Origin of the sequence: Thauera sp. WH-2, from assembly GCF_048321015.1 — a bacterium.
Lineage (GTDB): Bacteria > Pseudomonadota > Gammaproteobacteria > Burkholderiales > Rhodocyclaceae > Thauera.
Map to the genome: position 1 here is coordinate 140,587 of NZ_JBLWFG010000002.1, position 22,239 is coordinate 162,825.

Sequence of the window (22,239 nt, forward strand, 5' to 3'; positions counted from 1 at the left end):
CTTCAACGCTCCAGCACGTATTCTCCCGGCGCGTCGGCCAGCGCAGGGAACGCCGCATTCGCGGCCGCCCTTGCTTGCACCTGCTCGCCGGCGCGCGGCTTGAGCCAGGCCATCCAGTCCGGCCACCAGCTTCCCTCGCAGGCCTGCGCGCCCTGGCGCCAGCGCTCGGGCGTGTCCCCGGGCTGCGTTTCGCCCACCCAGTAGCGCCGCTTGGGCGGGTCGACCACCGGATTGACGATACCCAGGATGTGCCCCGAGCTCGATTGCACGAAGCGCACCGGCACGCTCACATGATCGACGATGCGGAAGGTCTGCCGCCACGGCGCGATATGGTCGTCCTCGCAGCTCACGGCATAGAGGGGCTGGCGGATACGCCCGAGATCCAGCGCTTCCCCGGCGACGACCAGGGCATCGGGCTGGATGAGACGGTTACGCAGATAAAGCTCCTCCAGATACCAGGCGTGCATGCGGTAAGGCATGCGGGTCGCATCCATGTTCCAGTACAGCACATCGAAGGCCGGTGGTTTCTCTCCGTACAGCCAGCCACGCACCACGTAATGCCAGATCAGGCTGTTGGAGCGCAGGAGGCGGAAGGAGGCGGCCATGGACTTGCCGTCCAGGTAGCCCTTGCGCGCCATCTGGCTGATCAGGTAGTGGATGCTGCCTTCATCGATGAAGACCTCGATATCGCCCGGCTTGTGGAAATCGACCAGGGTGGTGAAGAGCGTCCAGTCCGCCACCGGCACCTCGCCCTCCGGGTAGTGCCGGTTAGCCCAGGCCATGTACATCGCAAGCGCCGTGCCGCCGATGCAGTAGCCCGCTGCATGCACCTTCGCCGCACCGGTGAACTCACGCGCCACGCGCACAATGGTATCGACCCCCTCCCGCAGGTAGTCGTCGAAACCGGTGTCGCGCATCGACGCGTCGGGGTTCTTCCAGCTTGTGATGAACACGTCCAGCCCCTGGTCGAGCAGATAGCGGATCATGCTCTTCCGCGGCTGCAGATCGAGGACGTAGAACTTGTTGATCCAGGGCGTGATGATGACCAGCGGCTCGGCACACACTTTCTTCTGCACCGGTGCGTAATGGATCACCTCCAGCAGGCGATTGCGGAACACCACCGCACCCGGCGTGGTGGCAAGGTTCTCACCGACCCGGAAATCGTCCGGGTTGGTCATGCGTACCTCGCCCGCCTGCACGTCCTCGAGATAGTTCGAGAAGCCGTCGATGAGGCTTTGCCCACGCGTATCGATCGCACGCTGTAAAGCAACCGGATTGGTCCACAGAAAGTTGGTGGGCGCCACCGCATTGAGCCATTTCCGCCACCAGAACGCCGCGCGCCTGCGCTCCTTGCTCGACAGGCCGGGCGTTTCGTAGAGCATGTCCTGAGTGTGGCGGGTGAAGGCCAGATACCATTCCTTGATCAGATCCCAGGTCGGGCGCTCGGTCCACACCGGATCGGCGAAACGCGCATCGTCGACGTTGGGTTCGATCGGGTCGGGGCTGGGCAACCCATGCATCCGTGCCCAGGAGTGCCATTGCAGCGCCCACAGATCCGAGGACAGGCTGAGCATGTGCTCGCCCAGTTCCTGCGGGTGGGACAGCCAGGCCAGCTGCGCATGCAGGATGGGCGCGCCAACACCGAGCGGGTCGAAGGCGTCTTCCATCTGCTCATGGAAGCGATGAAGCAAGGCAGCCGCCGACGCGGCGCCGTGATTGGCCGTACCGTTGCGCAGGCGTGCGCCGTTGCGGGGACTACTGCCGTTTGCGTTCGCCATCGTCGTCTGCCTCTGCATTTCGTTCAATCCAATGTGTAGGGCGTCTGCGGCTCGGCCACCGCCACCTCAGGCCAGCCGAACTCGCCCTCGATGGCTTCCGCGAAAGCCGCCGAGGCCGCAGCCTCGCCGTGCACGATGAAGGTTCTGCGCGGCGGACGTTCGAAACCGCGCAACCAGTGCAGCAACGCCGGCTGGTCGGCATGGGCCGAAAGCCCGCCGATCGTATGGATGCGAGCACGCACCGGAATGCGCTCGCGGAACAACGTCACCTGTCGGGCCCCATCGACCAGCCGCCGCCCCAGCGTGCCCGCCGCCTGAAAGCCGGCGATCACGATCGCGCATTCTCGCCGCCCGATGTTGTGCCGCAGGTGATGCTTGACGCGCCCAGCGTCGCACATTCCGCTTGCCGAGACGATAACGAGTCCGCCCTGTACCGCATTGAGCGCCATCGACTCCTCCGCGTCCTGGACGAAGCGCAGGTGGAATCGGTCTGCATGATGCTGAACCCACGCGTAGAGCTCGCGCGTTTCGTCGTCCCACAGGTTGTCATGACGGACGGTGAGTTCGGTCACCATCGAGGCCATGGGCGAGTCGACGACCACGTCGAGGCGAGGCACGCGCCCGGAGCGCACGAGGTCGGCGAGCACGAACAGGATCTCCTGCGTGCGCCCCACCGCGAATGCGGGAATGATCACATTGCCGCCATCGACTTCGAGCGTCCGGTGCAGCACCTGGGCGAGTTCATCCAGCGTCGACTGGAAAGGACGGTGCGCTCGGTTGCCGTAAGTGGACTCGATGCAGAGATAGTCCGCGGCCCGAATTCGCGCCGGATCCTGCAACACCGGGCGCATCGGCTGGCCGAGGTCGCCCGAGGCAACCAGGCGCCGGGCGTGGCCCTTCTCCTCGATGTCGATCTCGATGATCGCCGAGCCGAGGATATGCCCGGCGTCGCGGAACCAGCAACGGACCCCCTTGCCGGGGACGACGGGCTCGCCGTAGTCGACCGCATGCAGACGGCGCAGGCTCGCCCGCGCCTGTTCCACCGTGTAGAGCGGCCCCTGCTCGGCGCCACGCCGTGCCTTGCGCGAGCGCGCATTGCGCAAGGCCCACTCGGCTTCCTTCTCCTGTATGTGGGCAGAGTCGAGAAGCATCACGCCGAGCAGGTCAACCGTCGCCGCGGTCGCATGAAACCGCCCCTTGAACCCCAGCGAAACCAGCCGGGGGACGAGACCGGTATGGTCGAGGTGAGCGTGCGTGAGCAGCACGAAGTCGATCTGCGAAAGATCGAAGTCCAACGCCTCGCGGTTCTTGCGATCGGCCTCACGCCCGCCCTGAAACAAGCCGCAATCGACAAGGAAGCTCCCGCCCGCATGATCGACCCGGAGGCACGACCCGGTCACCTCGCCTGCCGCACCATAAAAAGTCAGCTTCATGGAACACCTCCATCTGCCTACACTGTGCCCCGCAGGATTGCACGCCGGTTTGATCACGATCAATCGGTATGGATACCGAGTCGTCGCTATAATCGACGCGTAACGCTCAACAAGGAGTCCCCGTAATGTTCCAGCACATCCTCGTCCCGACCGATGGCTCGGCGCTGTCCGAAAGCACCGTCGCCCGCGCAGTATCCTTCGCCAAGGAAGCCGGCGCACGCATCACGTTCTTCTACGCACAGCCCGATTTCCCGATGCCGATCTACGGCGAAGGTGCACTGATCGACCCCACCACGCCGGAGCAGTTCGCGAAGTCCGCGGCAGCGGAGGCCGAATCGATTCTCGCCAAGGCGAAGAGTGTGGCCGATGCCTCCGGTGTCGCTGCCGGAACCGACACCGCCGTGAACGAAGTCCCGTACGAAGCGATCATCGATGCCGCTGACCGCCATGGCTGCGACCTGATCTTCATGGCCTCGCACGGCCGCCGCGGGATCGCAGGGCTGCTGCTGGGCAGCGAAACGCAGAAGGTGCTCACGCACAGCAAGACCCCCGTGCTCGTGTACCGCTGAACACTGCGCTGTCCACGCCCCATAAGCAGAACGGCCCGCATCGCGGGCCGTTCTGCTTATGGGGCGTGGCAAGTCTAGCCACCGCGCTCCAGCCGGGTTTTCTGCTCGTCCTCCGCCATATGACGCTTGGCGAAGCGGTACAGGTAAAGGGCCATACCGAGAATGAAGACGATGGTGAACAGGCTCAGCAAGCCAATATCGCTCGTCAGCAACAACTCCCATGCCATGATGTGACTCCTCTGCAGTCAGTGGGTAAATCAGACGTTCGGATCAATAAGGATCTCCGTCTCTGCAGGGAGGTATGCGGACCCGTCCATTCTCCAGCTTCGGGTCTCATCTTCTATGACAAACAGCCAGCGCCCGGTCGATAGCGGTGCCAGCCGGGCCTCGTAGGCCCCATCGGCGCGCTCGGCAATGACGACCTGATCGAGCCCGCCGCGTGTGGGGTGTGCAACAGTCACCAGCAAGCGCTGGGGCAGGCTCGCTGCATCGCGCGCACCGAGCTCGACCCGGATCGAACTGCTCCGCACCTTGAGCGCCGCCCGCATGCCCAGTTCACGCGCATGTTCGACGCGTCCGATCGTCTGAACGATCGCGCGACCTTCCTTGTAGTAATCATCCACCACCATGCCGTCAAAGGTCCTGGCGGCGATCACCAAGGTGGCAATCCCCGCCACCACAGCGATGGCGGGAAACATGATCAGGAACCAGGGCCAGCCCTGACGATACCAGGGCTGGACGGGATGCTCGGTCGATTGGTGAGTGGACATGTCAGCGCGGAATCAGGAAGGTGGTCTGTTCCTTCAGGGTCAGCGAAGGATCATCCTCGGCAGTGACCTGGAAGTGAATCGTGTTGGCACCGGGCTGCCCCTGGTCGTAGGGCACCAGCACCTGCATTGTCACCGACTGCGCCGCGGCGGGCGCGACCTGGATCTGTTCGCTGCCGCCCAGACGGATACCCGGCAGGCCCGACACCTCGAGACGGAAGCTGCGCGCCGCTTCGGTCATGTTCATGACCTGCAACTGATAGACGTTCTCGATCATTCCGCCTTCAACCTCACGCCCAAGCGACGAGCGGTCGCGCAGGACATCCATGCGTAGCGGCTCCCTCGCTGCAAGCCCCCACACGAAGGCAAGGCAAATCAGAATCAGGATGCCGCCGTAGATGAGGGTACGGGGACGCAGCACATGCGCGATGATCTCCTTGCGGCCCCAGCGGTTCTTCATCGCATTCTCGGTGGAGTAACGGATGAGGCCGCGCGGATAGTTCATCTTGTCCATGACCTGGTCGCACGCATCGATACATGCGGCACAGCCGATGCACTCGTACTGCAGCCCATCACGGATGTCGATCCCGGTCGGGCACACCTGCACGCAGATGCCGCAATCGATGCAGTCTCCCTTGGCGACGGCACGCGGGTCGATGCCCTTCTTCCGCGTGCCGCGCGGCTCGCCGCGCGCCTCGTCATAGGTGATGACCAGGGTGTCCGGATCGAACATCACCGCCTGGAAACGCGCGTACGGGCACATGTACTTGCACACCTGCTCGCGCATGACACCGGCGAAGAGGTAGGTGAAGCCACCGTAGAACAGGATCCAGAACGTTTCCCACGGCCCGAAATTGAAAGACGTCACGGACGCGAGCAGTTCGCTCAACGGAGAGAAATAGGCAACGAAGGTAAACCCGGTCCACAAGGACACCAGGATCCAGACCAGGTACTTCGCACCGCGTCGCAGCGCCTTCCCGGCGCTCATCGGCGCCTGGTCCAGCTTCTGACGGCGGACGTGGTCGCCTTCGATCTTCTGCTCGATCCACATGAAGATCTCGGTATAGACCGTCTGCGGACAGGCGTAGCCGCACCACAGGCGGCCGGCGATCGCGGTGAAGAAGAACAGCGCGTAGGCCGAGATGATGAGCAGTATGGCGAGGAAGAACACGTCCTGCGGCCAGAACACCCAGCCGAAGATGTAGAACTTGCGCTCGGTGAGATGGAGCAGGACGGCCTGGCGGTCGTTCCAACTCAGCCAGGGCAGGCCGTAGAAGATGATCTGCGTGATCCACACCAGCGCCCAGCGCCAGTTGGCGAAAATGCCGGTCACGGAACGGACGAAGAGCTTCTTGCGGGCAGCGTAAAGCGTGTCCTGGGAAGAGTCTGCTTGCTGCGTCTTGCGCGGTTCAGGGGATGGGCTGTGCATGGCCTTTGTACCAGTGTTTTTTGTTCTTTTTATTGTTATGGAAACCCCGGGAGGACCCCCTCCTCCCGGGGCTGGACTACACCCTGCTTGAAACGATCACTTCTTGTTCAGGCTCAGCACGTAGGCCGTGAGAATATGAACCTTGTCCTCGCCGAGGAAATCACCGAAAGCCGGCATCTTGTTGTTGCGGCCATGGGTGATGGTCTCGATGATCGTCGACTCGGTCGAGCCATAGAGCCAGTTGTTGTCGGTCAGGTTGGGCGCGCCGAGCATCGGGTTGCCCTTGGCATCCGCACCGTGGCATGCGATGCAGTTGGTGTCGAACAGATCCTTGCCACGCTGAGCGCGCAGCGAATCGTGCGCCAGCCCGTTCATGGAACGGACGTAGTTGGCAACGTCCTTCACACCGTCCGAACCCAGCACCGCGCCGAACGGCGTCATGATGCCGTTGCGGCCGTTGGTGATGGTCTCGCGGATGTTGTCCGGCTCGCCGCCCCACAGCCACGCGCCGTCGGTCAGGTTCGGGAAGCTCTTGGCACCCTGTGCCGCGGCACCGTGGCACTGCTGGCAGTAGGTCAGGAACAGGCGCTGCCCCATCGCCACGGCTTCGGGCTCGGCCGCCACCGCCATCACGTCCATCTCGCGATACTTCGCGAACACAGGGCCGAAGCGCTCTTCGCCCGCCCGCATTTCGGCGTCGTACTGCGCCCACTGCCCGCGGTGCTGGTTGAAGGAGCCGAAGCCCGGGTAGATCGCGAGATAGCCGATGCCGAAGAAGATGGTGATCCAGAACAGATACATCCACCAGCGCGGCAGCGGGTTGTTGTACTCCGCCAGCGACTCATCCCACACGTGACCGTGCAACTCGACCGGCCCCTTCTCGCGCCGGGTCATGTTCGACACGAGCACGAACACACAGAACAGGATGGAGAGGGCCACGAGGACCATCACATACATGTTCCAGAAACCGCTGATAAAGTCAGCCATTTTTCTTTTCCTCTTGGTCTTGCCGGCCGCCCCGGGCCGGCAGGTCGTCATCGCTCAGAGGCAGGCGCGCCGCAGCGTCGAACCCCGGTTTGGCATGCTTGCTGTAAGCCCAGGCGACGATGGCCAGGAAGCACAGCAGCCCCAGAACGGTGAGCAAGCTCCGGATGTCGTTGATATCCACGGCGCACGCCCTCCTTATCGGAAGTGGGAAATCGCGGTACCGAGGCCCTGCAGGTAGGCCACGATGGCGTCGAGTTCGGTCTTGCCCTCGAGTGCAGCAGGTGCCGCGGCGATCTCTTCGTCGCTGTACTTGTGCAGACCCACCTTGTTGAGCGCACGCATGCGGTCCTGGATGTCGTCGCCCTGGATCGGACGATCCAGCCAGGGGAAGGCCGGCATGTTCGACTCGGGCACCACGTCACGCGGGTTGAGCAGGTGAACACGCTGCCACTCGTCCGAGTAGCGACCGCCCACACGCGCCAGATCCGGACCGGTGCGCTTGGAGCCCCACTGGAACGGGTGGTCGTAGATGAACTCGCCCGCCACCGAGTAGTGGCCGTACCGCTCGGTCTCGGCGCGGAACGGACGGATCATCTGCGAGTGGCAGTTGTAGCAGCCTTCGCGCACATAGATGTCGCGGCCAACGAGGCGAACCGGATCGTACGGCTTGACGTCGAGTGCATTGCCCTTCTGATCGATCGCGGTAGTGGTCGAGTGCTGGAAGAACAGCGGCACGATCTCCACTAGACCGCCCACGCTGACGGTAAGCAGCGTGAACACGATCATGAGGAATACGTTGCGTTCGATCTTTTCGTGTTTGGATTGAGCCATGTTGTTGTTCTCCGATCAGGCGTGGGCAGCCGCAGGCGCGAGCACCGGGGCGTCATAGGCCTTTTGGCCGGCGATGGTCTTCACCATGTTGTAGAACATGATCAGCATGCCGCCGAGGAACATCGCACCACCGATGAAGCGGATGGTCCAGAACGGGTAGCTGGCCTTGACCGATTCCACGAAGGAATACGTAAGCGTGCCGTCCGCATTGGTCGCGCGCCACATCAGCCCCTGCATCACGCCCGAGATCCACATCGACGCGATGTAGAGCACGATACCGATGGTCGCGATCCAGAAGTGGGCATTGATCAGCTTGACGCTGTACATCTCGCTCTTGCCGTAAAGGCGCGGCAGCAGGAAGTACACCGAGCCGATGGAGATCATCGCGACCCAGCCGAGCGCGCCGGAGTGCACGTGGCCGACGGTCCAGTCGGTGTAGTGCGACAGCGCGTTGACCGTCTTGATCGACATCATCGGGCCTTCGAAGGTGGACATGCCGTAGAAGGACAGCGAGGTGACCAGGAACTTCAGGATCGGGTCCGTGCGCAGTTTGTGCCAGGCACCCGACAGGGTCATGATGCCGTTGATCATGCCACCCCAGGACGGCGCGAGCAGGATCAGCGAGAACACCATGCCGACGGACTGAGTCCAGTCAGGCAGCGCGGTGTAGTGCAGATGGTGCGGACCGGCCCACATGTAGGTAAAGATCAGCGCCCAGAAGTGCACCACCGACAGACGGTAGGAATACACCGGACGGTCGGCCTGCTTCGGCACGAAGTAATACATCATGCCGAGGAAGCCTGCGGTCAGGAAGAAACCGACCGCGTTGTGGCCGTACCACCATTGGACCATCGCGTCCTGCACGCCCGCATAGGCCGAGTAGGACTTCATGCTGAAGAGCGAGACAGGGATCGCTGCACTATTGACGATGTGCAGCAACGCCACGGTAAGGATGAAAGCGCCGAAGAACCAGTTCGCCACATAAATGTGCGAAACCTTGCGCTTGGCGATGGTGCCGAAGAAAACCACGGCATAGGACACCCAGACAATCGCGATCAGGATGTCGATCGGCCACTCGAGCTCGGCATATTCCTTGGAGGACGTATAGCCTAGGGGCAGCGTGATCGCAGCGAGCACGATCACCAGTTGCCAGCCCCAGAAGGTAAACGCCGCCAGACCGGGAGAGAACAACGTGGTGTGACAGGTGCGCTGCACGACATAGTACGACGTCGCAAACAGCGCCGAGCCACCGAACGCGAAGATCACCGCGTTGGTGTGCAGCGGACGGAGCCTGCCGAAATGCAGGAATTCGTGCACGTTCAGTTCTGGCCACACGAGCTGTGCTGCGGCGATGACGCCGACCAGCATGCCCACGATGCCCCACACCACCGTCATGATGGCGAACTGGCGCACGACTTTGTAGTTATAAGTCGCTTGCGATTGCATGTGAGTCACCTCTTCGTTTTAAAAACCGACCCCGGCGCGGCAGCTCCCGACGCCGCGCTTCTTGCCCAGCCGAATCAGCCTAACTTCAGCATGATCGGGCCATTTGACATAGATCAACATTGTATTTCAGGCGAGCTAGGTGAGGAAGAGAAACTTGGACCTAGACCAACTCCAAAGCCAGGTGCAAGCGTGTCCGGACACCCCACCCGGACCCCAAAAAAAAGGGTGCGCATTCACGCACCCCCAACCCCAACAGAGAGACAAAAAACCCGGGTGTTGCGGCCATCACAGCCTTTGCCGCAAAACTCACCATGGGTCGTATTGTGCCGCGGACCCAAAAGTCGATGTTGACCTAGATCAACATTTATCGGCCCCTACCCCCGGTTGTCGCGCTGTTTCTCTCCATCCTCCGGCAGCTCATGCCGGCTATCGACGGGGGCTTTCTCATCCATCGGCGCTTCATCGCGATCATCCATCAGCAAACGGTAGGCCGGCCCCTCCAGGTCGTCATACTGACCGCTGCGCAGGGACCACCAGAACAGCACGCCAATGACGAACACCAGCACGACCGAGAGGGGAATCAGAAGATAGAGGCTTTCCATGCTGTTTTCCTCGCACACTCAACGCGCGGCCGGCACACGCTGCAGGCGCATGGCGTTGAGCACCACCAGCAGCGAACTCGCCGCCATGCCGATGCCTGCCATCCAGGGCGTCACCAGGCCGGCCATGGCCAGCGGCACCGAGGTGAAGTTGTACGCGAACGACCACCACAGGTTCTGCCGGATGATCCGCAAAGTCTTGCGCGAGAGGTCGATGCTGCGTCCGAGGCTGGACAGGTTTTCGCTGAGCAGCACGATGTCGGCCTGGTTGCGCGCAAGGTCGGTGCCGCCACCCATCGCGATGGACACATGCGCCTGCGCCAGCACCGGCGCATCGTTTACCCCATCCCCCACCATCGCCACGATTGCGTTGCGATCCTTCTGCATTGCCGCGATGGCCTCCTGTTTGCCCTGCGGACTGAGCCCCCCGCGCGCATCCTCGATGCCGAGTTGCCGCGCCATGTCGGCAACGACCGTCTCCGCATCACCGGAGAGCATGCCGGTGTGCACGCGCTCCCCGCCAAGCCGGCGCATCAGCAGCGGAGCCTCGTCGCGCACCTGGTCTGCGAGGCGGAAGGCACCCAGCCAACCCGACGCGGTACCAAGCGCCACCACCGTTCCGCCCCGCACAGCGAACGCATCCAGCGCCCCGGGCAACTCGAGCCCCGTGGACCGGGCCACATAGTCTGGACGACCGATCCACATCTTCTCACCGGCCACGGTACCGACCATACCCTGACCGGTTTCGGCGCGCACATCCACCGCCACCGGCAGGCGGTCACCTTCGACCGCCTCGCGCAAGCCAGCAGCTACCGGATGCTCGGAGCCTTGCTCCAGCGCCGCCGCAAGCACCAGCACTGCACGGCCTTCATGTGCCCCGAGCGGCAGCACCTCCTCCAGGCGCATGCGGCCGTGGGTGAGCGTACCGGTCTTGTCGAACACAAAGTGATTGGCCTTCGCCAGGGTTTCGATCGCATGTCCCCGCGTGACCAGCACGCCCAGGCGCGCCATGGCATCGGTCGCGACCGTGAGCGCAGTCGGTGTCGCCAGCGACAGCGCGCACGGACACGCCACGACCAGCACGGAGACGAAGATCCACAGAGCCCGATCCGGGTCGACCATGTACCAGGCCACGCCGGTCCCGCTCGCCAGCACCAGCAGGGTGACGATGAACCAGGCGGCCACATGATCCGACAGCGTGGCTATGCGCGGCTTGTCGCTGGCCGCGCGCTCCATGAGCCTGCGAATGGCCGCAAGCCGCGTCGCATCGCCCACCTGCTCCACCCGCAGCAGCAGCGGCGAGGAAACGTTGATGCTGCCTCCGGTCAGCCGGTCGCCCGGACGCTTGGGGACCGGCATGCTCTCGCCGGTGAGCAGGGCTTCATTCGCCTCACCCTCACCCTCGAGCACCACCCCATCGACCGGGAACACCTCTCCCGGGCGCACCCGCAGCACGTCACCGGGCACCAACTGCGAAGTCGGCACCCTCTCGCCCACTGCGCTGGCGGGCCAGCCCTCGACGCGCTCGGCGAAGGAAGGCAGCGCCTTGCCGAGCTCCTCCACGCCGCGCATCGCGCGCTGACGGGCCACCATCTCGAGGTAGCGCCCACCGAGCAGGAAGAACACGAACATGGTCACCGAGTCGAAGTACACCTCCGGCCCGTCGGTCAGCGTCGCCCAAAGGCTGGCGAGGAAGGCGCTGCCGACCCCGACCGCCACCGGAACATCCATCCCCAGCCGGCGCAGGCGCACATCTCGCCACGCACGCTGGAAGAAGGGCGCTGCCGAATACAGCACCACCGGAAGAGTCAGGAGCAAACTCGCCCAGCGCAGCAACAGCTCGATGTCCCAGCTCATGTCTCCCTCGCCCGCCACATAGACGGGGAAGGCGTACATCATGACCTGCATCATGCCGAAGCCGGCGACGAACACCCGCCACAGCATCGAGCGGCGCTCGCGGTTCGCGACCTGCTCCGAGCGCTCTGCGTCGTAGGGATAGGCACGATAGCCGATGCCCTGGATCGCGGCGAGGATGTCGGAAAGCTTGATCCTGCGCTCATCCCAGCGCACGCGGGCGCGCCGGGTCGCGTAGTTGATCTGGATCGCCGACACGCCGGGAAGGCGTGCGACATGATTCTCGTTGAGCCACACGCAGGCCGCGCAGGTAATGCCCTCGAGAATCAGCGAAGCCTCGCGTTCGTGCTCGCCCACGGGCCGCACGAAGCTCTTCTGGAAGTCGGGGTGGTCGAACAGCCCGAGCTCCTGGAGCTCGGCAGGCATGGCCTCGCGGCGCGTCTCGGGCATCGTGTCGCGGTGGCGATAGTAGTCGACCAGGCCATTGTCCACGATGGACTGCGCCACGGCCTCGCAGCCGACACAGCACATGCGCCGGCTGCGGCCGTCGATGCGCACGTAATGATCCGTGTCGGACGGAATGGGCAGACCACAGTGATAGCAGTCGGTATCAACGGCCTCGCTGGCCACGGGAGCAGTGTGTTCGGCGGGCATCATGTGCGGCAATGAGAAACCGCCCCGGCGCGCGCTGCACCCCGGGGCGGGTCGTGAAGGAGCACGGGTTTTAGCACATTTCTCCCGACCCGGCCATTGCACTGCAACATGAGGTTGCTGCGCGCGCGTTCGAACGCGTGCGCAGCAACGCCAGAAGAGCTTACTTCGCCGCCATGCGGATTGCGCCGTCGAGACGGATCACCTCACCGTTGAGGTAGGCGTTCTCGACGATATGGCGCACCAGCGCAGCGTACTCCGCGGGCTTGCCTAGGCGGGAAGGGAACGGCACCATCTTTCCCAGCGCATCCTGCACCTCCTGCGGCATGCCCATCAACATGGGCGTTTCCATGATGCCTGGCGCAATCGTCATGACGCGGATGCCGTAGCGCGCGAGCTCGCGCGCGACCGGCAGGGTGAGCCCGACCACGCCCGCCTTGGACGATGCATAACCAGCCTGCCCGATCTGACCATCGTAGGCGGCAACCGATGCGGTGTTGATGATCACGCCGCGCTCGCCGCCTGCGTCGGGCTCGGCCTTGCTCATCACATCTGCCGCAAGGCGCAGCATGTTGAAGGTGCCGATCAGATTGATCGAGACCGTGCGCGCGAAGCTCTCGAGCTTGTGCGGCGCCTCACGCCCAACGACCTTTTCGGCCGGCGCCACGCCGGCGCAGTTCACCAGACCGGTCAGACGGCCGAATCGGCTCACCGCGGTATCGATCGCGGCCTTCGCGCTGGCCGCATCGGCCACATCGGTCACGACGAACACAGCGGCATCGCCAAGTGCCACCGCCTGTGCCTCGCCAGCTTCCTTGTTCACATCGGCAAGCACCACCTTCGCCCCTGCCTCGACCAGCATGCGGGCCGTCGCGGCACCCAAGCCAGAACCACCGCCCGTCACCACGAAAACGCCATTCTCGATCTGCATTCGCACCCTCTCCGTTCAAAGACTCCAGACTCGCCCCTTTGTCTGGGCGACCGGTAGAGAACATAGTTTGCGTTTACGTTAACGTCAACATCGCCATGAGGGGCTGTCAGATCGCAGTGCGTCCTGAAGGTCTGCAATCCAGCGCCCACCGCGAACCAGCGCACAGCCACGAGGGAGAAGTGCTGAGATAATTCGAGCAAGAATGAACCGAACCACGAACTCCCTGAACCAAAGGGAGGCGCGAACCGCGACCGCGGTTACAAGGAGGAGCACGCGATGACCATGCCACGCTTTCATACCGAAAAGGGCGACGGCCTGTTTCACCCCATTCCCTTCCTGTTTGTCACGCGCCGGATGTGCGAGGAGATCATGGCCGAACGCGAGGCGATTCTTCACGAACAGCCCGCAGCCGCGCGCAAGAAGCAGGAAGCGCTGTTCGCGCGCTACGATCCCGCGGTAAGCGCCAACGCCTTCAGCGGCATCCTGGGGCTGTTCGACACCCCGAAAAGCGAGTTACGCAGCCACCGCTGACGAACCGCACATCCTCGATGCACTCCGCCAGAGGCGGCAAGCAAAAGGGCCCGTCAGTGATGACGGGCCCTTTTGCTTGATTCTGGTGCCGGTGAGAGGAGTCGAACCCCCGACCTTCGCATTACGAATGCGCTGCTCTACCAACTGAGCTACACCGGCTAAGGGCGCGGATCTTACCCCGGATCCCGGTCGGCAGCAACACCATAAACGCAAATTGTAGGGAGCACATAGACTGTCCGGACTTGTAGCACGTGATCCGCCCGGTTTCATTACTCCCCAGGGAGGCTGCGGTGGGACGCACGGGACGGCCTCACCAAGACACACGCCCCCAAGCCCGCACAACGCCCTTTGCCATAAGCAAAATTATCAGACGATTCTATTTTTCTGAATACAACTCTACTAGAATGGGCGTCATCGAAGGGCGGAGGAGACAAGCCCGCATCCAAGAACGCAGCACCGCAAGGGAATCCCCTTGCGGTAGCCGCGCCGAAAGCGTCCGCGACGCCGCTCTCCCGCGTGCGTACCGCTGCACCCTGCCCCATTCGAAACTTCACATGCTCGGCCTCGACTTTTTCGACATCGCCCTCATCGGCATCGCTGCATTTGCCGCTGGTGCGGTGAACTCAGTCGCGGGCGGCGGCACCTTCTTTTCGTTTCCGGCCCTGCTCGCAATCGGCGTGCCACCCGTAATCGCCAATGCCAGCAACTCGGTGTCGCTGTGGCCCGGCAGCCTCGCAGGGGCCTGGGCCTTCCGGCGCGAACTGAAGCGCTTCTCGAAAAGCCTGCCTATGTTGTCCGTGGTCGCCTTCGTAGGGGGCATCGCTGGCGGCCTGCTGCTGCTTGCGACCTCCAACGCGGCCTTCGCGCAACTGATCCCCTGGCTGCTGCTGATCGCCACCGTACTCTTCGCCTTCAGCACGCAGATCTCCGCGCTCGTCAAGAAATGGAAGCCTGCGCCTGCCGGGACGGATGAGCGCCACATCGGACCAGGCGGCTACGCCTTCCAGCTTGTGGTGTCGATCTATGGCGGCTTCTTCGGTGCCGGCATGGGCATCCTGATGATCGCCGCGCTTGCGATCCAGGGCTTCAAGGACGTGCACGAGATCAACGCGCTCAAGAACTGGCTCTCCGCGGTAATCTACAGCGTCGCGGTGGGCACGTTCGTGATCGCGAACGCGGTATCCTGGCCCCACACCCTGGTGATGCTCGTCACCGCAACCCTCGGCGGCTACTGGGGCGCGGCGATGGCGCGCAGGCTGCCTGCGATCTGGCTGCGGCGCTTCATCATCACCGTCGGCGGGCTGCTGACGGTGTACTACTTCGGCAAGACGCTCTGAACGCGATGCTGGTCGGCCTGTCCGCCGCGCTCGGCGCCGGTCTGCTATGGGGGCTGGTGTTCCTGACCCCGCTCGTGCTTGCCGATTACCCCGGCTTCATGCTCGCAGTGGGACGCTACCTGGCCTTCGGCGTGCTCGCGCTCGGGCTGGCCTGGTTCGACCGCGCAGCCCTCGCCCGCCTCACCCGCGCCGACTGGCTGGAAGCGGCCAAGCTCGCATTGATCGGCAACCTGCTCTATTACGCCACGCTGTCGAGCGCGATCCAGTTCGCCGGCGCACCCGTACCGACCCTGATCATCGGTACGCTGCCGGTCGTCATCGCGATCAGCGCCAACCTGCTCGACCGCCGGCGCGGCGGTGGCGAGGACAGCGTGCCCTGGCTGCAGCTCGGCATGCCGCTCGCACTGATCCTCGCCGGCCTGCTCGCAGTGCACTCGGGCGGCGGGCAGCAGGCCGCAGCCGAGGGCCGCTACGCCTTGGGCCTCGTGTTCGCGCTCATTGCGCTGGCATGCTGGACCTGGTACCCGATCCGCAACAGTCGCTGGCTGCGCGCGCGCGGCCCCGGCCTGTCGCGCGCCTGGGCCACGGCACAGGGCCTGGCCACGCTGCCGGTCGCCCTGCTTGCGGGCGCAGGCTACTGGATCTGGAACAACCTGGGCGCCGGGGCGCCAGCCTACGACTGGCCGCTCGGGCCGCAGCCGATACGTTTCGTGCTGATGAGCCTGCTGCTGGGCCTGGCCGCATCCTGGCTCGGGACCCTGTTATGGAACAAGGCCAGCCATCTGCTGCCAGCCGCCCTGGTCGGCCAGCTGATCGTGTTCGAGACCCTGTCGGCGCTACTCTATGCGTTTATCTGGTATGGCCGCTGGCCCACGGCGGGCGAGGCAGCAGGCATCGGCCTGCTGGTCGTGGGCGTGCTCGGCGGCGTACGCGTCTTCCGTCGCAGGGGGCGTGCGGCGCAAGGCTGAGGCCACACACGCCGAATGTTTCACAACCGGGGTCTTCGGACAAGCATGGATCAACTGACGCAGATCATCCTCCAGGCCGGCCGCTCGGCGGTCGAACTCTCGCTCTTCATCCTGCTGCCGATCATGGTAGTCATGCTGTCGCTGATGCGACTGCTCGAGGCGCGCGGCATCCTCGACTGGCTGGTGGCCCGGCTTGCGCCCCTGCTGCGCCCGGCTGGGCTGACCGGTCTGGGTGTCTTCGCCGCGCTGCAGATTCACTTCGTCAGCTTCGCCGCCCCCGTGGCGACCCTGACCATGATGGAAAGCCGCGGCGCCTCCGACCGGCACCTTGCCGCCACGCTGGCGATGGTGATGGCCATGGCGCAGGCCAACGTAACCTTTCCGATGGCGGCGATGGGGCTGGCCTTCGGTCCGGCGCTGCTGATGTCAGCCATTGGCGGCCTGGTGGCGGCCGCCGTGACCTTCCACGTCTTCGGTCGCAAGCTTTCGAACGTCGAGACGACGGTGGACGAGACCCTGCACCACCGCATCGCCGACGATGCCAAGGGCGTACTGGACGTGATCAACCGCGCCGGCGCAGAGGCTTTCAAGATCTCGGTCGGCGCCATCCCGATGCTGGTGCTGGCGCTAGTGGCGGTGATGGTGCTGCGCACCACCGGCGGCATCGACCTGCTCACCACCCTGCTCACCCCGCTGCTGCGCGCCTTCGATCTCGACCCGGCGCTGATCCTGCTTACGCTGACCAAATACATCGCCGGCGGCACGGCGATGATGGGCGTGATGGACGAACTGCTCAAGAACGGCGAAACCACGGTGGCCACGCTCAACGCGAGCGCGGGCTTCCTGATCCATCCCTTCGACGTCGCTGGCGTCGCGGTGCTGATCTCGGCGGGCCGGCGCGTGGCGGCGGTGTGGAAACCCGCTGCGCTCGGCGCCACGGTCGGCATCCTTGTGCGCACCCTCGGGCACGGGCTGCTGTAGCCTGTCGCCTTCATCCGGTCGCACACCGCACCGCCGTTCACGCTCGACACCGCACTCGCCGCCGCCCCAATCACGATGATCGTCACGCCCCCTCGTTACGACACTCGACCCAGTCCTCGCCCGGAGCCCTCGCGATGATCGCCGCCCTGACTATGCTTCTCGTCTTTCAGCTTGCGGGCGAGGTGATCGCTCGCGGCTTCGCGCTGCCCATCCCCGGCCCGGTGATCGGCATGGCCCTGCTCTTTCTCGCACTGATGCTGCGCGGGGGACCGGGCGAGAACCTGCGCCAGACGGCAGGCCAGCTTCTGCAGCACCTGTCGCTGCTGTTCGTGCCGGCCGGCACCGGCATCGTGCTCTACGGAGACCGCATCGCTGCCGAGTGGTTGCCGCTGCTGGTATCGCTCTTCGTCAGCACCTTTCTCGCGATCGCGGTGACCGCGCTGGCACTGAAGGCGCTCACGCGCGGGCGCAAGCCGACGGTGGAGAATCGCCAATGAACCCGAACCTTGAGGAGATCTGGGTCTATCTCTCCGCCTCGCCGCTGCTCGGGCTCACGCTCACCCTGCTCGCCTATCAGGCCGCGTTCTGGATCTACAGGCGCGCCGGCTTCCACCCCATCGCCAACCCGGTGCTGATCAGCGTGGCCATCCTGGCCACCTTGCTGCTGGCGACCGGCACGCCCTACCAGACCTACTTCGACGGAGCGCAGTTCGTACACTTCCTGCTCGGCCCAGCCACCGTGGCGCTGGCAATTCCACTCTACGCCCAATGGCCCAAACTCAAGGCCATGGCCGCGCCGCTGCTGGTCGCACTCGTCGCGGGTTCACTCACCGCCGCGCTCTCGGCCTGGGGCATCGGCGCACTGCTCGGTGGCAGCCGCGAGTCGCTGATGTCGCTCGCCCCCAAAAGCGTCACCACACCCATCGCCATGGGCGTAGCCGAGCGCATCGGTGGCCTGCCCTCGCTCACCGCGGTGCTGGTGATCAGCGCCGGCATCATCGGTGCGGTGTTCGGGCGTGCCATCCTGCGCCGGTTGCATGTGGGCGACCACGCGGTGCATGGTTTCGCAATCGGCATCGCCTCGCACGGCATCGGCACCGCCCGCGCATTCCAGGTCAGCGAGCAGGCAGGCGCCTTCGCCGCGCTGGCGATGGGACTGAACGGTCTGGTCACGGCGCTGTCCCTGCCTTGGATCATGCCTTGGGTGGAGCGCCTGTTCGCGGGCTGATCCCATCCAGGGCCCGCGAGCCCCCGCAGAACCCGGACCCACCCCCAAACGCAACCTAACCCCAGCCGCGAGACCGACCGAGTGCTGCACGCCATCTACCGCTGGATCGACCGCAACCTGCTCGAACTCGGCCGCGAGATGCGGCTCTCCTACCTGCCGCCGCTGATGGTGTATTGCGCGGCGGGGGTATCCGGCCTCACCGGCATCGTCGGCACCTTCTTCGTCAAGGACTACCTTGGCCTGTCGGCCGCCTTCCTCGCCGCGCTCGGCTTCTGGGCAGGCATCCCGTGGGCGCTGAAGATGCCCATCGGCCACCTGGTGGACCTCATGTGGCGACACAAGGCTGGGCTGGTCTACCTCGGCGCCAGCCTGATCGCCGCCAGCCTGCTGATCATGATCGGGCTCATCGGCAGCCCGGACGCGATGCGCGCGGTGATGCCGATCGAGGCCTGGTTCGTGCTGTCGGTGCTGCTGTCACCGGTGGGCTACGTGATGCAGGACGCGGTAGCCGACGCGATGACGGTGGAGGCGGTGCCGCGCCTGGACGCCCGCGGCGATCCGATTGCACCGGAGACCATCCGCCTGATGCACACCACCATGCAGATGCTCGGCCGGGTGGCGATCATCGGTGGCACGGTGCTGGTGTCGCTCGCCAACGTAGCGATGTTCCAGGGCTCCGAGAACCTGCCGGAGGCCGACAAGGTCGCGATCTACCTCCGCATCTACGAGCTCGCGCTGATCATCCCGCTGCTGTCGGTCAGCGGTGTGCTGCTCGGCGGCTTCCTCAAGCGCCGCGAGGCCCGGCGGCTCGCCGCACTCGGGCGCAGCGGCGCCGAGATCGACCGCCTGCTCCACGCCCCGGAAGGGAAGACCGCGCCCAACTGGTGGATCCTCGGTGGCAGCGCGGTCTTCGTTGCCCTCACCATCGGCATCGGGCTGTCGGGCTTCAAGTACGGCCAGGAGGTGATCTTCGCCACCTCGTTCGCGATCATCGGCGTCATGATCAGCCGCCTGCTGCGCGAACTCTCGCCCGAGGCCGCGCGCACCCTGCTTGGCACGGTGATCATCATCTTCGCCTTCCGCGCCCTGCCCGGCCCGGGCGCCGGGGCGAGCTGGTGGATGATCGACGCGCTCGGCTTCGATCAGAGCTTCCTGTCGCGGCTGGACCTCATCACCAGCACGCTCACACTCGCCGGCCTGTTCCTGTTCCGCCGCTTCATGGCCGAGAAGTCGATCGCCGACATCGTGATCTTCCTCACCGTCGCCAGCACACTGCTTTCGCTCCCGATCATCGGGATGTTCCACGGCCTGCACGACTGGACCGCGGCGCACACTGGCGGCGTGGTCGACGCGCGCTTCATCGCGATCGCCAACACTGCGCTCGAATCCCCGCTCGGACAGGTTTCGATGGTGCCAATGCTGGCGTGGATCGCAAACTCCGCGCCGCCGCACCTCAAGGCCACCTTCTTCGCGGTGATGGCGTCCTTCACCAACCTCGCGCTGTCGGCCTCACAACTGGGCACCAAGTACCTCAACCAGTTGTACACGATTACGCGCGAAGTGAAGGATGCGGTGACGGGCGCGGTCACCACGCCCGCAGACTACGGCGAACTCGGCGCCATGCTGATCACCGTCACGCTGATCGGGCTCGCGCTGCCGCTGAGCGCCATCCTCTTCACCCGCATCACCCGACTGCGTAGCGCCTGACCCGAAGCGTAGCGCCGACGAGCATTCGACCGAGCGCGCGCATTGCCTTCGGATCAAAGCAAGCGGACACTTGAGGGCATCCCGCACAAACAAGAAAAGCGAGGTCCATGATGACACCCAGTTCGGTTCACGACATCCGCAACCTGGCCCTCTTCGGCCATACCGGCAGCGGCAAGACCACCCTGGTCGAAGCCCTGCTCGCTGCCGCCGGCGAGATCAACGCGCCGGGCAGCGTCGAGCGCGGCGACACTGTCGCGGATTTCGACCCGCAGGAGAAGGCCATGGGCCACTCCCTGCATTCGGCACTGGTCCACCTCGAGTGGGCGGGACACTGGATCAACCTGCTCGACGCCCCGGGCCTGCCTGACCTCGCCGGTCGCGCACTCGTTGCCCTGCCCGCCGTCGACACCGCCCTGGTCACGATCAACGCCGCCGCTGGCATCGAGAGCGGGACGCGGCGCATGATGGACGCCGCGCAAGGCAAGTGCCGCATGATCGTGGTCAACAAGATCGATGCGGCTGGCACCGACCTCGGCGCCCTGATGGATTCAATCGCGGCCGCCTTCGGCCGCGAATGCCTGCCGATCAACCTGCCCTCCGCCGACGGCAGCCGCGTGATCGACTGCTTCTTCGCCCCCGACAATGCCGCGGCCACCGCCTTCTCCAGCCCCACCGCCGCGCACGACGCGATCGTCGACCAGGTCGTCGAGCTGGACGAGGATCTGATGGCGAAGTACCTCGAGCAGGGCGAATCGCTCGACCCCGAGCAGCTGCATGCGCCCTTCGAGCAGGCCTTGCGCGAAGGCCATCTGGTGCCCGTGTGCTTCGTCTCCGCGCGCAGCGGCGCAGGCGTGCGCGAACTGCTCGACATCCTCGGCAAGCTCGCACCCGACCCCACCGAGGGCAACCCGCCCGCCTTCCTCAAGGGTGAAGGCGCCGCGGCCGAGGCGGTGGAACTCGCGCTCGACCCCGAACGCCACGTCGTCGCCCATGTCTTCCAGATCGCCAACGACCCCTATCGCGGCAAGCTAGGCATGTTCCGCGTCCATCAGGGACAGGTCACACCCAACTCGCTGCTCTACGTGGGCGATGGGCGCAAGCCGTTCAAGGTGGCGCACCTGCTCCGCATGCAAGGCAAGAACACGGTGGAGAGCACGCTCGCGGTTCCGGGCGATCTGTGTGCGGTAGCGCGCGTGGACGAGGTCTGCCGCGACGCCGTGCTGCACGACTCCCACGACGAGGACTATTACCACCTCGCGCCCGCCGCCTGGCCGCAGCCGGTGTTCGGGCTCGCGCTGATGACGCGCAAGCCCGCCGACGAGCAGAAGCTGTCCGAAGCGCTGGCGAGGCTGATGGAAGAGGATCCGTGCCTGGAGGTCAGCTTCGACAGCCGCAACCGGCGTACCGTCGTGCGCGGTCTGGGCGAGCAGCACCTGAAGATCGTACTCGACGAGTTGTCGGCACGCTGGAACCTGCAGCTCGACACGGCGACGCCCAGTATTCCGTATCGTGAAACGATCACGGTCGTCGCCGAAGCGCGTTACCGCCACAAGAAGCAGAGTGGCGGCGCCGGCCAGTTCGGTGAAGTGGCCCTGCGGGTGGAGCCGCTGACGCGCGGCGCCGGCATCGAGCTGGGCGACGAGGTCAAGGGTGGCACCATTCCGACCCACTTCATGCCTGCGGTCGAAAAGGGTGTGCGCCAGGCCCTCTCCGAGGGGGCGTTGGCCGGCTTCCCGCTACAGGACCTCCGCGTCGTGGTCACGGACGGAAAGCATCACGCGGTGGATTCGAACGAGGTCTCCTTCGTCACCGCAGGCCGCCATGCACTGATCGAAGCCGTGCTCGCGGCGCGACCCGTGGTGCTCGAACCCCTGCTCGACGTACAGGTGAAGGTGGCGGACGCGCTGTTCGGTGAAGTCAGCGCCGAGCTCGCCGGCCGGCGCGGCCGTCTCACCGCCACCGACAGCCCGGCGCCCGGATGGACGCTGATCTCGGCGCGTGTACCGATGGCGGCGCTCGAAGGCTTCGAGAGCCGGCTGAAGGCGATCTGCGCGGGGGAAAGCGAATTCGTGCTCGAAGCAGGCGGTCACGAGCCCGCGCCGCAGGACGTACAATCCGAACTCGCGCGTGCCCACGCCAATGGTGGCGAAAACGACGCGCACTGAGCCCGCAGCGCCGGCTCGGGCAACCGGGCCGGCCGAAATCGCAGAAG

The 22,239-nt window shown here is 64.9% G+C and carries 21 protein-coding genes and 1 tRNA gene; 9 read left to right on the forward strand and 13 right to left on the reverse strand.

Annotated features, from left to right (window positions below):
• Positions 1-2 precede the first annotated feature (2 nt).
• On the reverse strand, positions 3-1,667 hold the full coding sequence (locus tag ACNKW1_RS04840; RefSeq protein ID WP_418363772.1) for a PHA/PHB synthase family protein: 1,665 nt from the start codon (positions 1,665-1,667) through the stop codon (positions 3-5).
• A 134-nt stretch (positions 1,668-1,801) separates the two neighbouring features.
• On the reverse strand, positions 1,802-3,211 hold the full coding sequence (locus tag ACNKW1_RS04845) for an MBL fold metallo-hydrolase RNA specificity domain-containing protein (RefSeq protein ID WP_418363469.1): 1,410 nt from the start codon (positions 3,209-3,211) through the stop codon (positions 1,802-1,804).
• 125 nt (positions 3,212-3,336) lie between these two features.
• Here ACNKW1_RS04845 and ACNKW1_RS04850 point away from each other — a divergent pair, with 125 nt between their 5' ends.
• On the forward strand, positions 3,337-3,780 hold the full coding sequence (locus tag ACNKW1_RS04850) for a universal stress protein (RefSeq protein ID WP_418363470.1): 444 nt from the start codon (positions 3,337-3,339) through the stop codon (positions 3,778-3,780).
• Positions 3,781-3,854: 74 nt separating this feature from the next.
• Here ACNKW1_RS04850 and ACNKW1_RS04855 read toward each other — a convergent pair whose 3' ends face one another.
• The 10 genes from ACNKW1_RS04855 to ACNKW1_RS04900 form a co-directional block, all read right to left on the reverse strand.
• Positions 3,855-4,007, reverse strand: coding sequence for a DUF3149 domain-containing protein (locus ACNKW1_RS04855; protein ID WP_418363471.1), 153 nt, complete (start codon positions 4,005-4,007; stop codon positions 3,855-3,857).
• Positions 4,008-4,037: 30 nt separating this feature from the next.
• On the reverse strand, positions 4,038-4,550 hold the full coding sequence (locus ACNKW1_RS04860) for a FixH family protein (RefSeq protein WP_418363472.1): 513 nt from the start codon (positions 4,548-4,550) through the stop codon (positions 4,038-4,040).
• 1 nt (position 4,551) lies between these two features.
• Positions 4,552-5,976, reverse strand: coding sequence for a cytochrome c oxidase accessory protein CcoG (gene ccoG / locus ACNKW1_RS04865; protein ID WP_418363473.1), 1,425 nt, complete (start codon positions 5,974-5,976; stop codon positions 4,552-4,554).
• Between the two features lie 96 nt (positions 5,977-6,072).
• The gene (gene ccoP / locus ACNKW1_RS04870; RefSeq protein WP_418363474.1) at positions 6,073-6,963 is read right to left on the reverse strand and encodes a cytochrome-c oxidase, cbb3-type subunit III; all 891 of its coding nucleotides are present in this window, start codon (positions 6,961-6,963) and stop codon (positions 6,073-6,075) included.
• Complete coding sequence (locus ACNKW1_RS04875; RefSeq protein WP_418363475.1) at positions 6,956-7,144, reverse strand: cbb3-type cytochrome oxidase subunit 3; 189 nt, start codon at positions 7,142-7,144, stop codon at positions 6,956-6,958. Before ACNKW1_RS04875 ends, ccoP begins: the two co-directional genes overlap by 8 nt.
• A 14-nt stretch (positions 7,145-7,158) precedes the next feature.
• On the reverse strand, positions 7,159-7,794 hold the full coding sequence (gene ccoO / locus ACNKW1_RS04880; RefSeq protein ID WP_418363476.1) for a cytochrome-c oxidase, cbb3-type subunit II: 636 nt from the start codon (positions 7,792-7,794) through the stop codon (positions 7,159-7,161).
• A 15-nt stretch (positions 7,795-7,809) separates the two neighbouring features.
• A complete protein-coding gene (gene ccoN, locus ACNKW1_RS04885; RefSeq protein ID WP_418363477.1) occupies positions 7,810-9,240 on the reverse strand; it encodes a cytochrome-c oxidase, cbb3-type subunit I in 1,431 nt (476 codons plus the stop codon).
• Positions 9,241-9,614: 374 nt separating this feature from the next.
• Positions 9,615-9,842 (reverse strand): cbb3-type cytochrome oxidase assembly protein CcoS, encoded by a 228-nt coding sequence (ccoS, locus tag ACNKW1_RS04890; RefSeq protein ID WP_418363478.1) that lies wholly within the window; start codon positions 9,840-9,842, stop codon positions 9,615-9,617.
• An 18-nt stretch (positions 9,843-9,860) separates the two neighbouring features.
• Positions 9,861-12,350 carry a heavy metal translocating P-type ATPase gene (locus tag ACNKW1_RS04895; protein ID WP_418363479.1) on the reverse strand — a complete coding sequence of 830 codons (2,490 nt, stop codon included), beginning with the start codon at positions 12,348-12,350 and terminating at the stop codon, positions 9,861-9,863.
• 157 nt (positions 12,351-12,507) lie between these two features.
• Entirely contained in the window at positions 12,508-13,275 is a 768-nt protein-coding gene (locus ACNKW1_RS04900; RefSeq protein ID WP_418363480.1) for a 3-hydroxyacyl-CoA dehydrogenase, read from the reverse strand.
• Positions 13,276-13,551: 276 nt separating this feature from the next.
• Here ACNKW1_RS04900 and ACNKW1_RS04905 point away from each other — a divergent pair, with 276 nt between their 5' ends.
• On the forward strand, positions 13,552-13,806 hold the full coding sequence (locus tag ACNKW1_RS04905) for a hypothetical protein (RefSeq protein WP_418363481.1): 255 nt from the start codon (positions 13,552-13,554) through the stop codon (positions 13,804-13,806).
• Positions 13,807-13,889: 83 nt separating this feature from the next.
• On the opposite strand, the gene ACNKW1_RS04910 is transcribed toward ACNKW1_RS04905, so the two are convergent.
• A tRNA-Thr gene (locus ACNKW1_RS04910) sits at positions 13,890-13,965 on the reverse strand.
• A 395-nt stretch (positions 13,966-14,360) separates the two neighbouring features.
• On the opposite strand from ACNKW1_RS04910, the gene ACNKW1_RS04915 reads away from it, so the two are divergent.
• The 7 genes from ACNKW1_RS04915 (at position 14,361) to fusA (ending at position 22,192) form a co-directional block, all read left to right on the forward strand.
• Positions 14,361-15,143 (forward strand): sulfite exporter TauE/SafE family protein, encoded by a 783-nt coding sequence (locus ACNKW1_RS04915; protein ID WP_418363482.1) that lies wholly within the window; start codon positions 14,361-14,363, stop codon positions 15,141-15,143.
• A 5-nt stretch (positions 15,144-15,148) separates the two neighbouring features.
• Positions 15,149-16,111, forward strand: a complete 963-nt coding sequence (locus ACNKW1_RS04920) for a DMT family transporter (RefSeq protein WP_418363483.1) — start codon at positions 15,149-15,151, stop codon at positions 16,109-16,111.
• 45 nt (positions 16,112-16,156) lie between these two features.
• Positions 16,157-17,092: a nucleoside recognition family protein gene (locus tag ACNKW1_RS04925; protein WP_418363484.1), complete on the forward strand. Its 936-nt coding sequence runs from the start codon at positions 16,157-16,159 to the stop codon at positions 17,090-17,092.
• A 134-nt stretch (positions 17,093-17,226) separates the two neighbouring features.
• Positions 17,227-17,589, forward strand: coding sequence for a CidA/LrgA family protein (locus ACNKW1_RS04930; protein ID WP_418363485.1), 363 nt, complete (start codon positions 17,227-17,229; stop codon positions 17,587-17,589).
• Positions 17,586-18,320, forward strand: a complete 735-nt coding sequence (locus ACNKW1_RS04935) for an LrgB family protein (protein WP_418363486.1) — start codon at positions 17,586-17,588, stop codon at positions 18,318-18,320. The genes ACNKW1_RS04930 and ACNKW1_RS04935 overlap by 4 nt, the downstream gene beginning before the upstream one ends.
• Before the next feature lie 81 nt (positions 18,321-18,401).
• A complete protein-coding gene (locus ACNKW1_RS04940) occupies positions 18,402-20,027 on the forward strand; it encodes a hypothetical protein (protein WP_418363487.1) in 1,626 nt (541 codons plus the stop codon).
• Between the two features lie 110 nt (positions 20,028-20,137).
• Positions 20,138-22,192 carry an elongation factor G gene (fusA, locus tag ACNKW1_RS04945; RefSeq protein WP_418363773.1) on the forward strand — a complete coding sequence of 685 codons (2,055 nt, stop codon included), beginning with the start codon at positions 20,138-20,140 and terminating at the stop codon, positions 22,190-22,192.
• The last annotated feature ends 47 nt before the right edge of the window (positions 22,193-22,239 follow it).

Coding starts and splice junctions, on each gene's coding strand:
- ACNKW1_RS04840 (WP_418363772.1), bottom strand. CDS start 1,667: ATGGAAGACGCCTTCGACCCGCTCGGTGTTGGCGCGCCCATCCTGCAT.
- ACNKW1_RS04845 (WP_418363469.1), bottom strand. CDS start 3,211: ATGAAGCTGACTTTTTATGGTGCGGCAGGCGAGGTGACCGGGTCGTGC.
- ACNKW1_RS04850 (WP_418363470.1), top strand. CDS start 3,337: ATGTTCCAGCACATCCTCGTCCCGACCGATGGCTCGGCGCTGTCCGAA.
- ACNKW1_RS04855 (WP_418363471.1), bottom strand. CDS start 4,007: ATGGCATGGGAGTTGTTGCTGACGAGCGATATTGGCTTGCTGAGCCTG.
- ACNKW1_RS04860 (WP_418363472.1), bottom strand. CDS start 4,550: ATGTCCACTCACCAATCGACCGAGCATCCCGTCCAGCCCTGGTATCGT.
- ccoG (WP_418363473.1), bottom strand. CDS start 5,976: ATGCACAGCCCATCCCCTGAACCGCGCAAGACGCAGCAAGCAGACTCT.
- ccoP (WP_418363474.1), bottom strand. CDS start 6,963: ATGGCTGACTTTATCAGCGGTTTCTGGAACATGTATGTGATGGTCCTC.
- ccoO (WP_418363476.1), bottom strand. CDS start 7,794: ATGGCTCAATCCAAACACGAAAAGATCGAACGCAACGTATTCCTCATG.
- ccoN (WP_418363477.1), bottom strand. CDS start 9,240: ATGCAATCGCAAGCGACTTATAACTACAAAGTCGTGCGCCAGTTCGCC.
- ccoS (WP_418363478.1), bottom strand. CDS start 9,842: ATGGAAAGCCTCTATCTTCTGATTCCCCTCTCGGTCGTGCTGGTGTTC.
- ACNKW1_RS04895 (WP_418363479.1), bottom strand. CDS start 12,350: ATGATGCCCGCCGAACACACTGCTCCCGTGGCCAGCGAGGCCGTTGAT.
- ACNKW1_RS04900 (WP_418363480.1), bottom strand. CDS start 13,275: ATGCAGATCGAGAATGGCGTTTTCGTGGTGACGGGCGGTGGTTCTGGC.
- ACNKW1_RS04905 (WP_418363481.1), top strand. CDS start 13,552: ATGACCATGCCACGCTTTCATACCGAAAAGGGCGACGGCCTGTTTCAC.
- ACNKW1_RS04915 (WP_418363482.1), top strand. CDS start 14,361: ATGCTCGGCCTCGACTTTTTCGACATCGCCCTCATCGGCATCGCTGCA.
- ACNKW1_RS04920 (WP_418363483.1), top strand. CDS start 15,149: ATGCTGGTCGGCCTGTCCGCCGCGCTCGGCGCCGGTCTGCTATGGGGG.
- ACNKW1_RS04925 (WP_418363484.1), top strand. CDS start 16,157: ATGGATCAACTGACGCAGATCATCCTCCAGGCCGGCCGCTCGGCGGTC.
- ACNKW1_RS04930 (WP_418363485.1), top strand. CDS start 17,227: ATGATCGCCGCCCTGACTATGCTTCTCGTCTTTCAGCTTGCGGGCGAG.
- ACNKW1_RS04935 (WP_418363486.1), top strand. CDS start 17,586: ATGAACCCGAACCTTGAGGAGATCTGGGTCTATCTCTCCGCCTCGCCG.
- fusA (WP_418363773.1), top strand. CDS start 20,138: ATGACACCCAGTTCGGTTCACGACATCCGCAACCTGGCCCTCTTCGGC.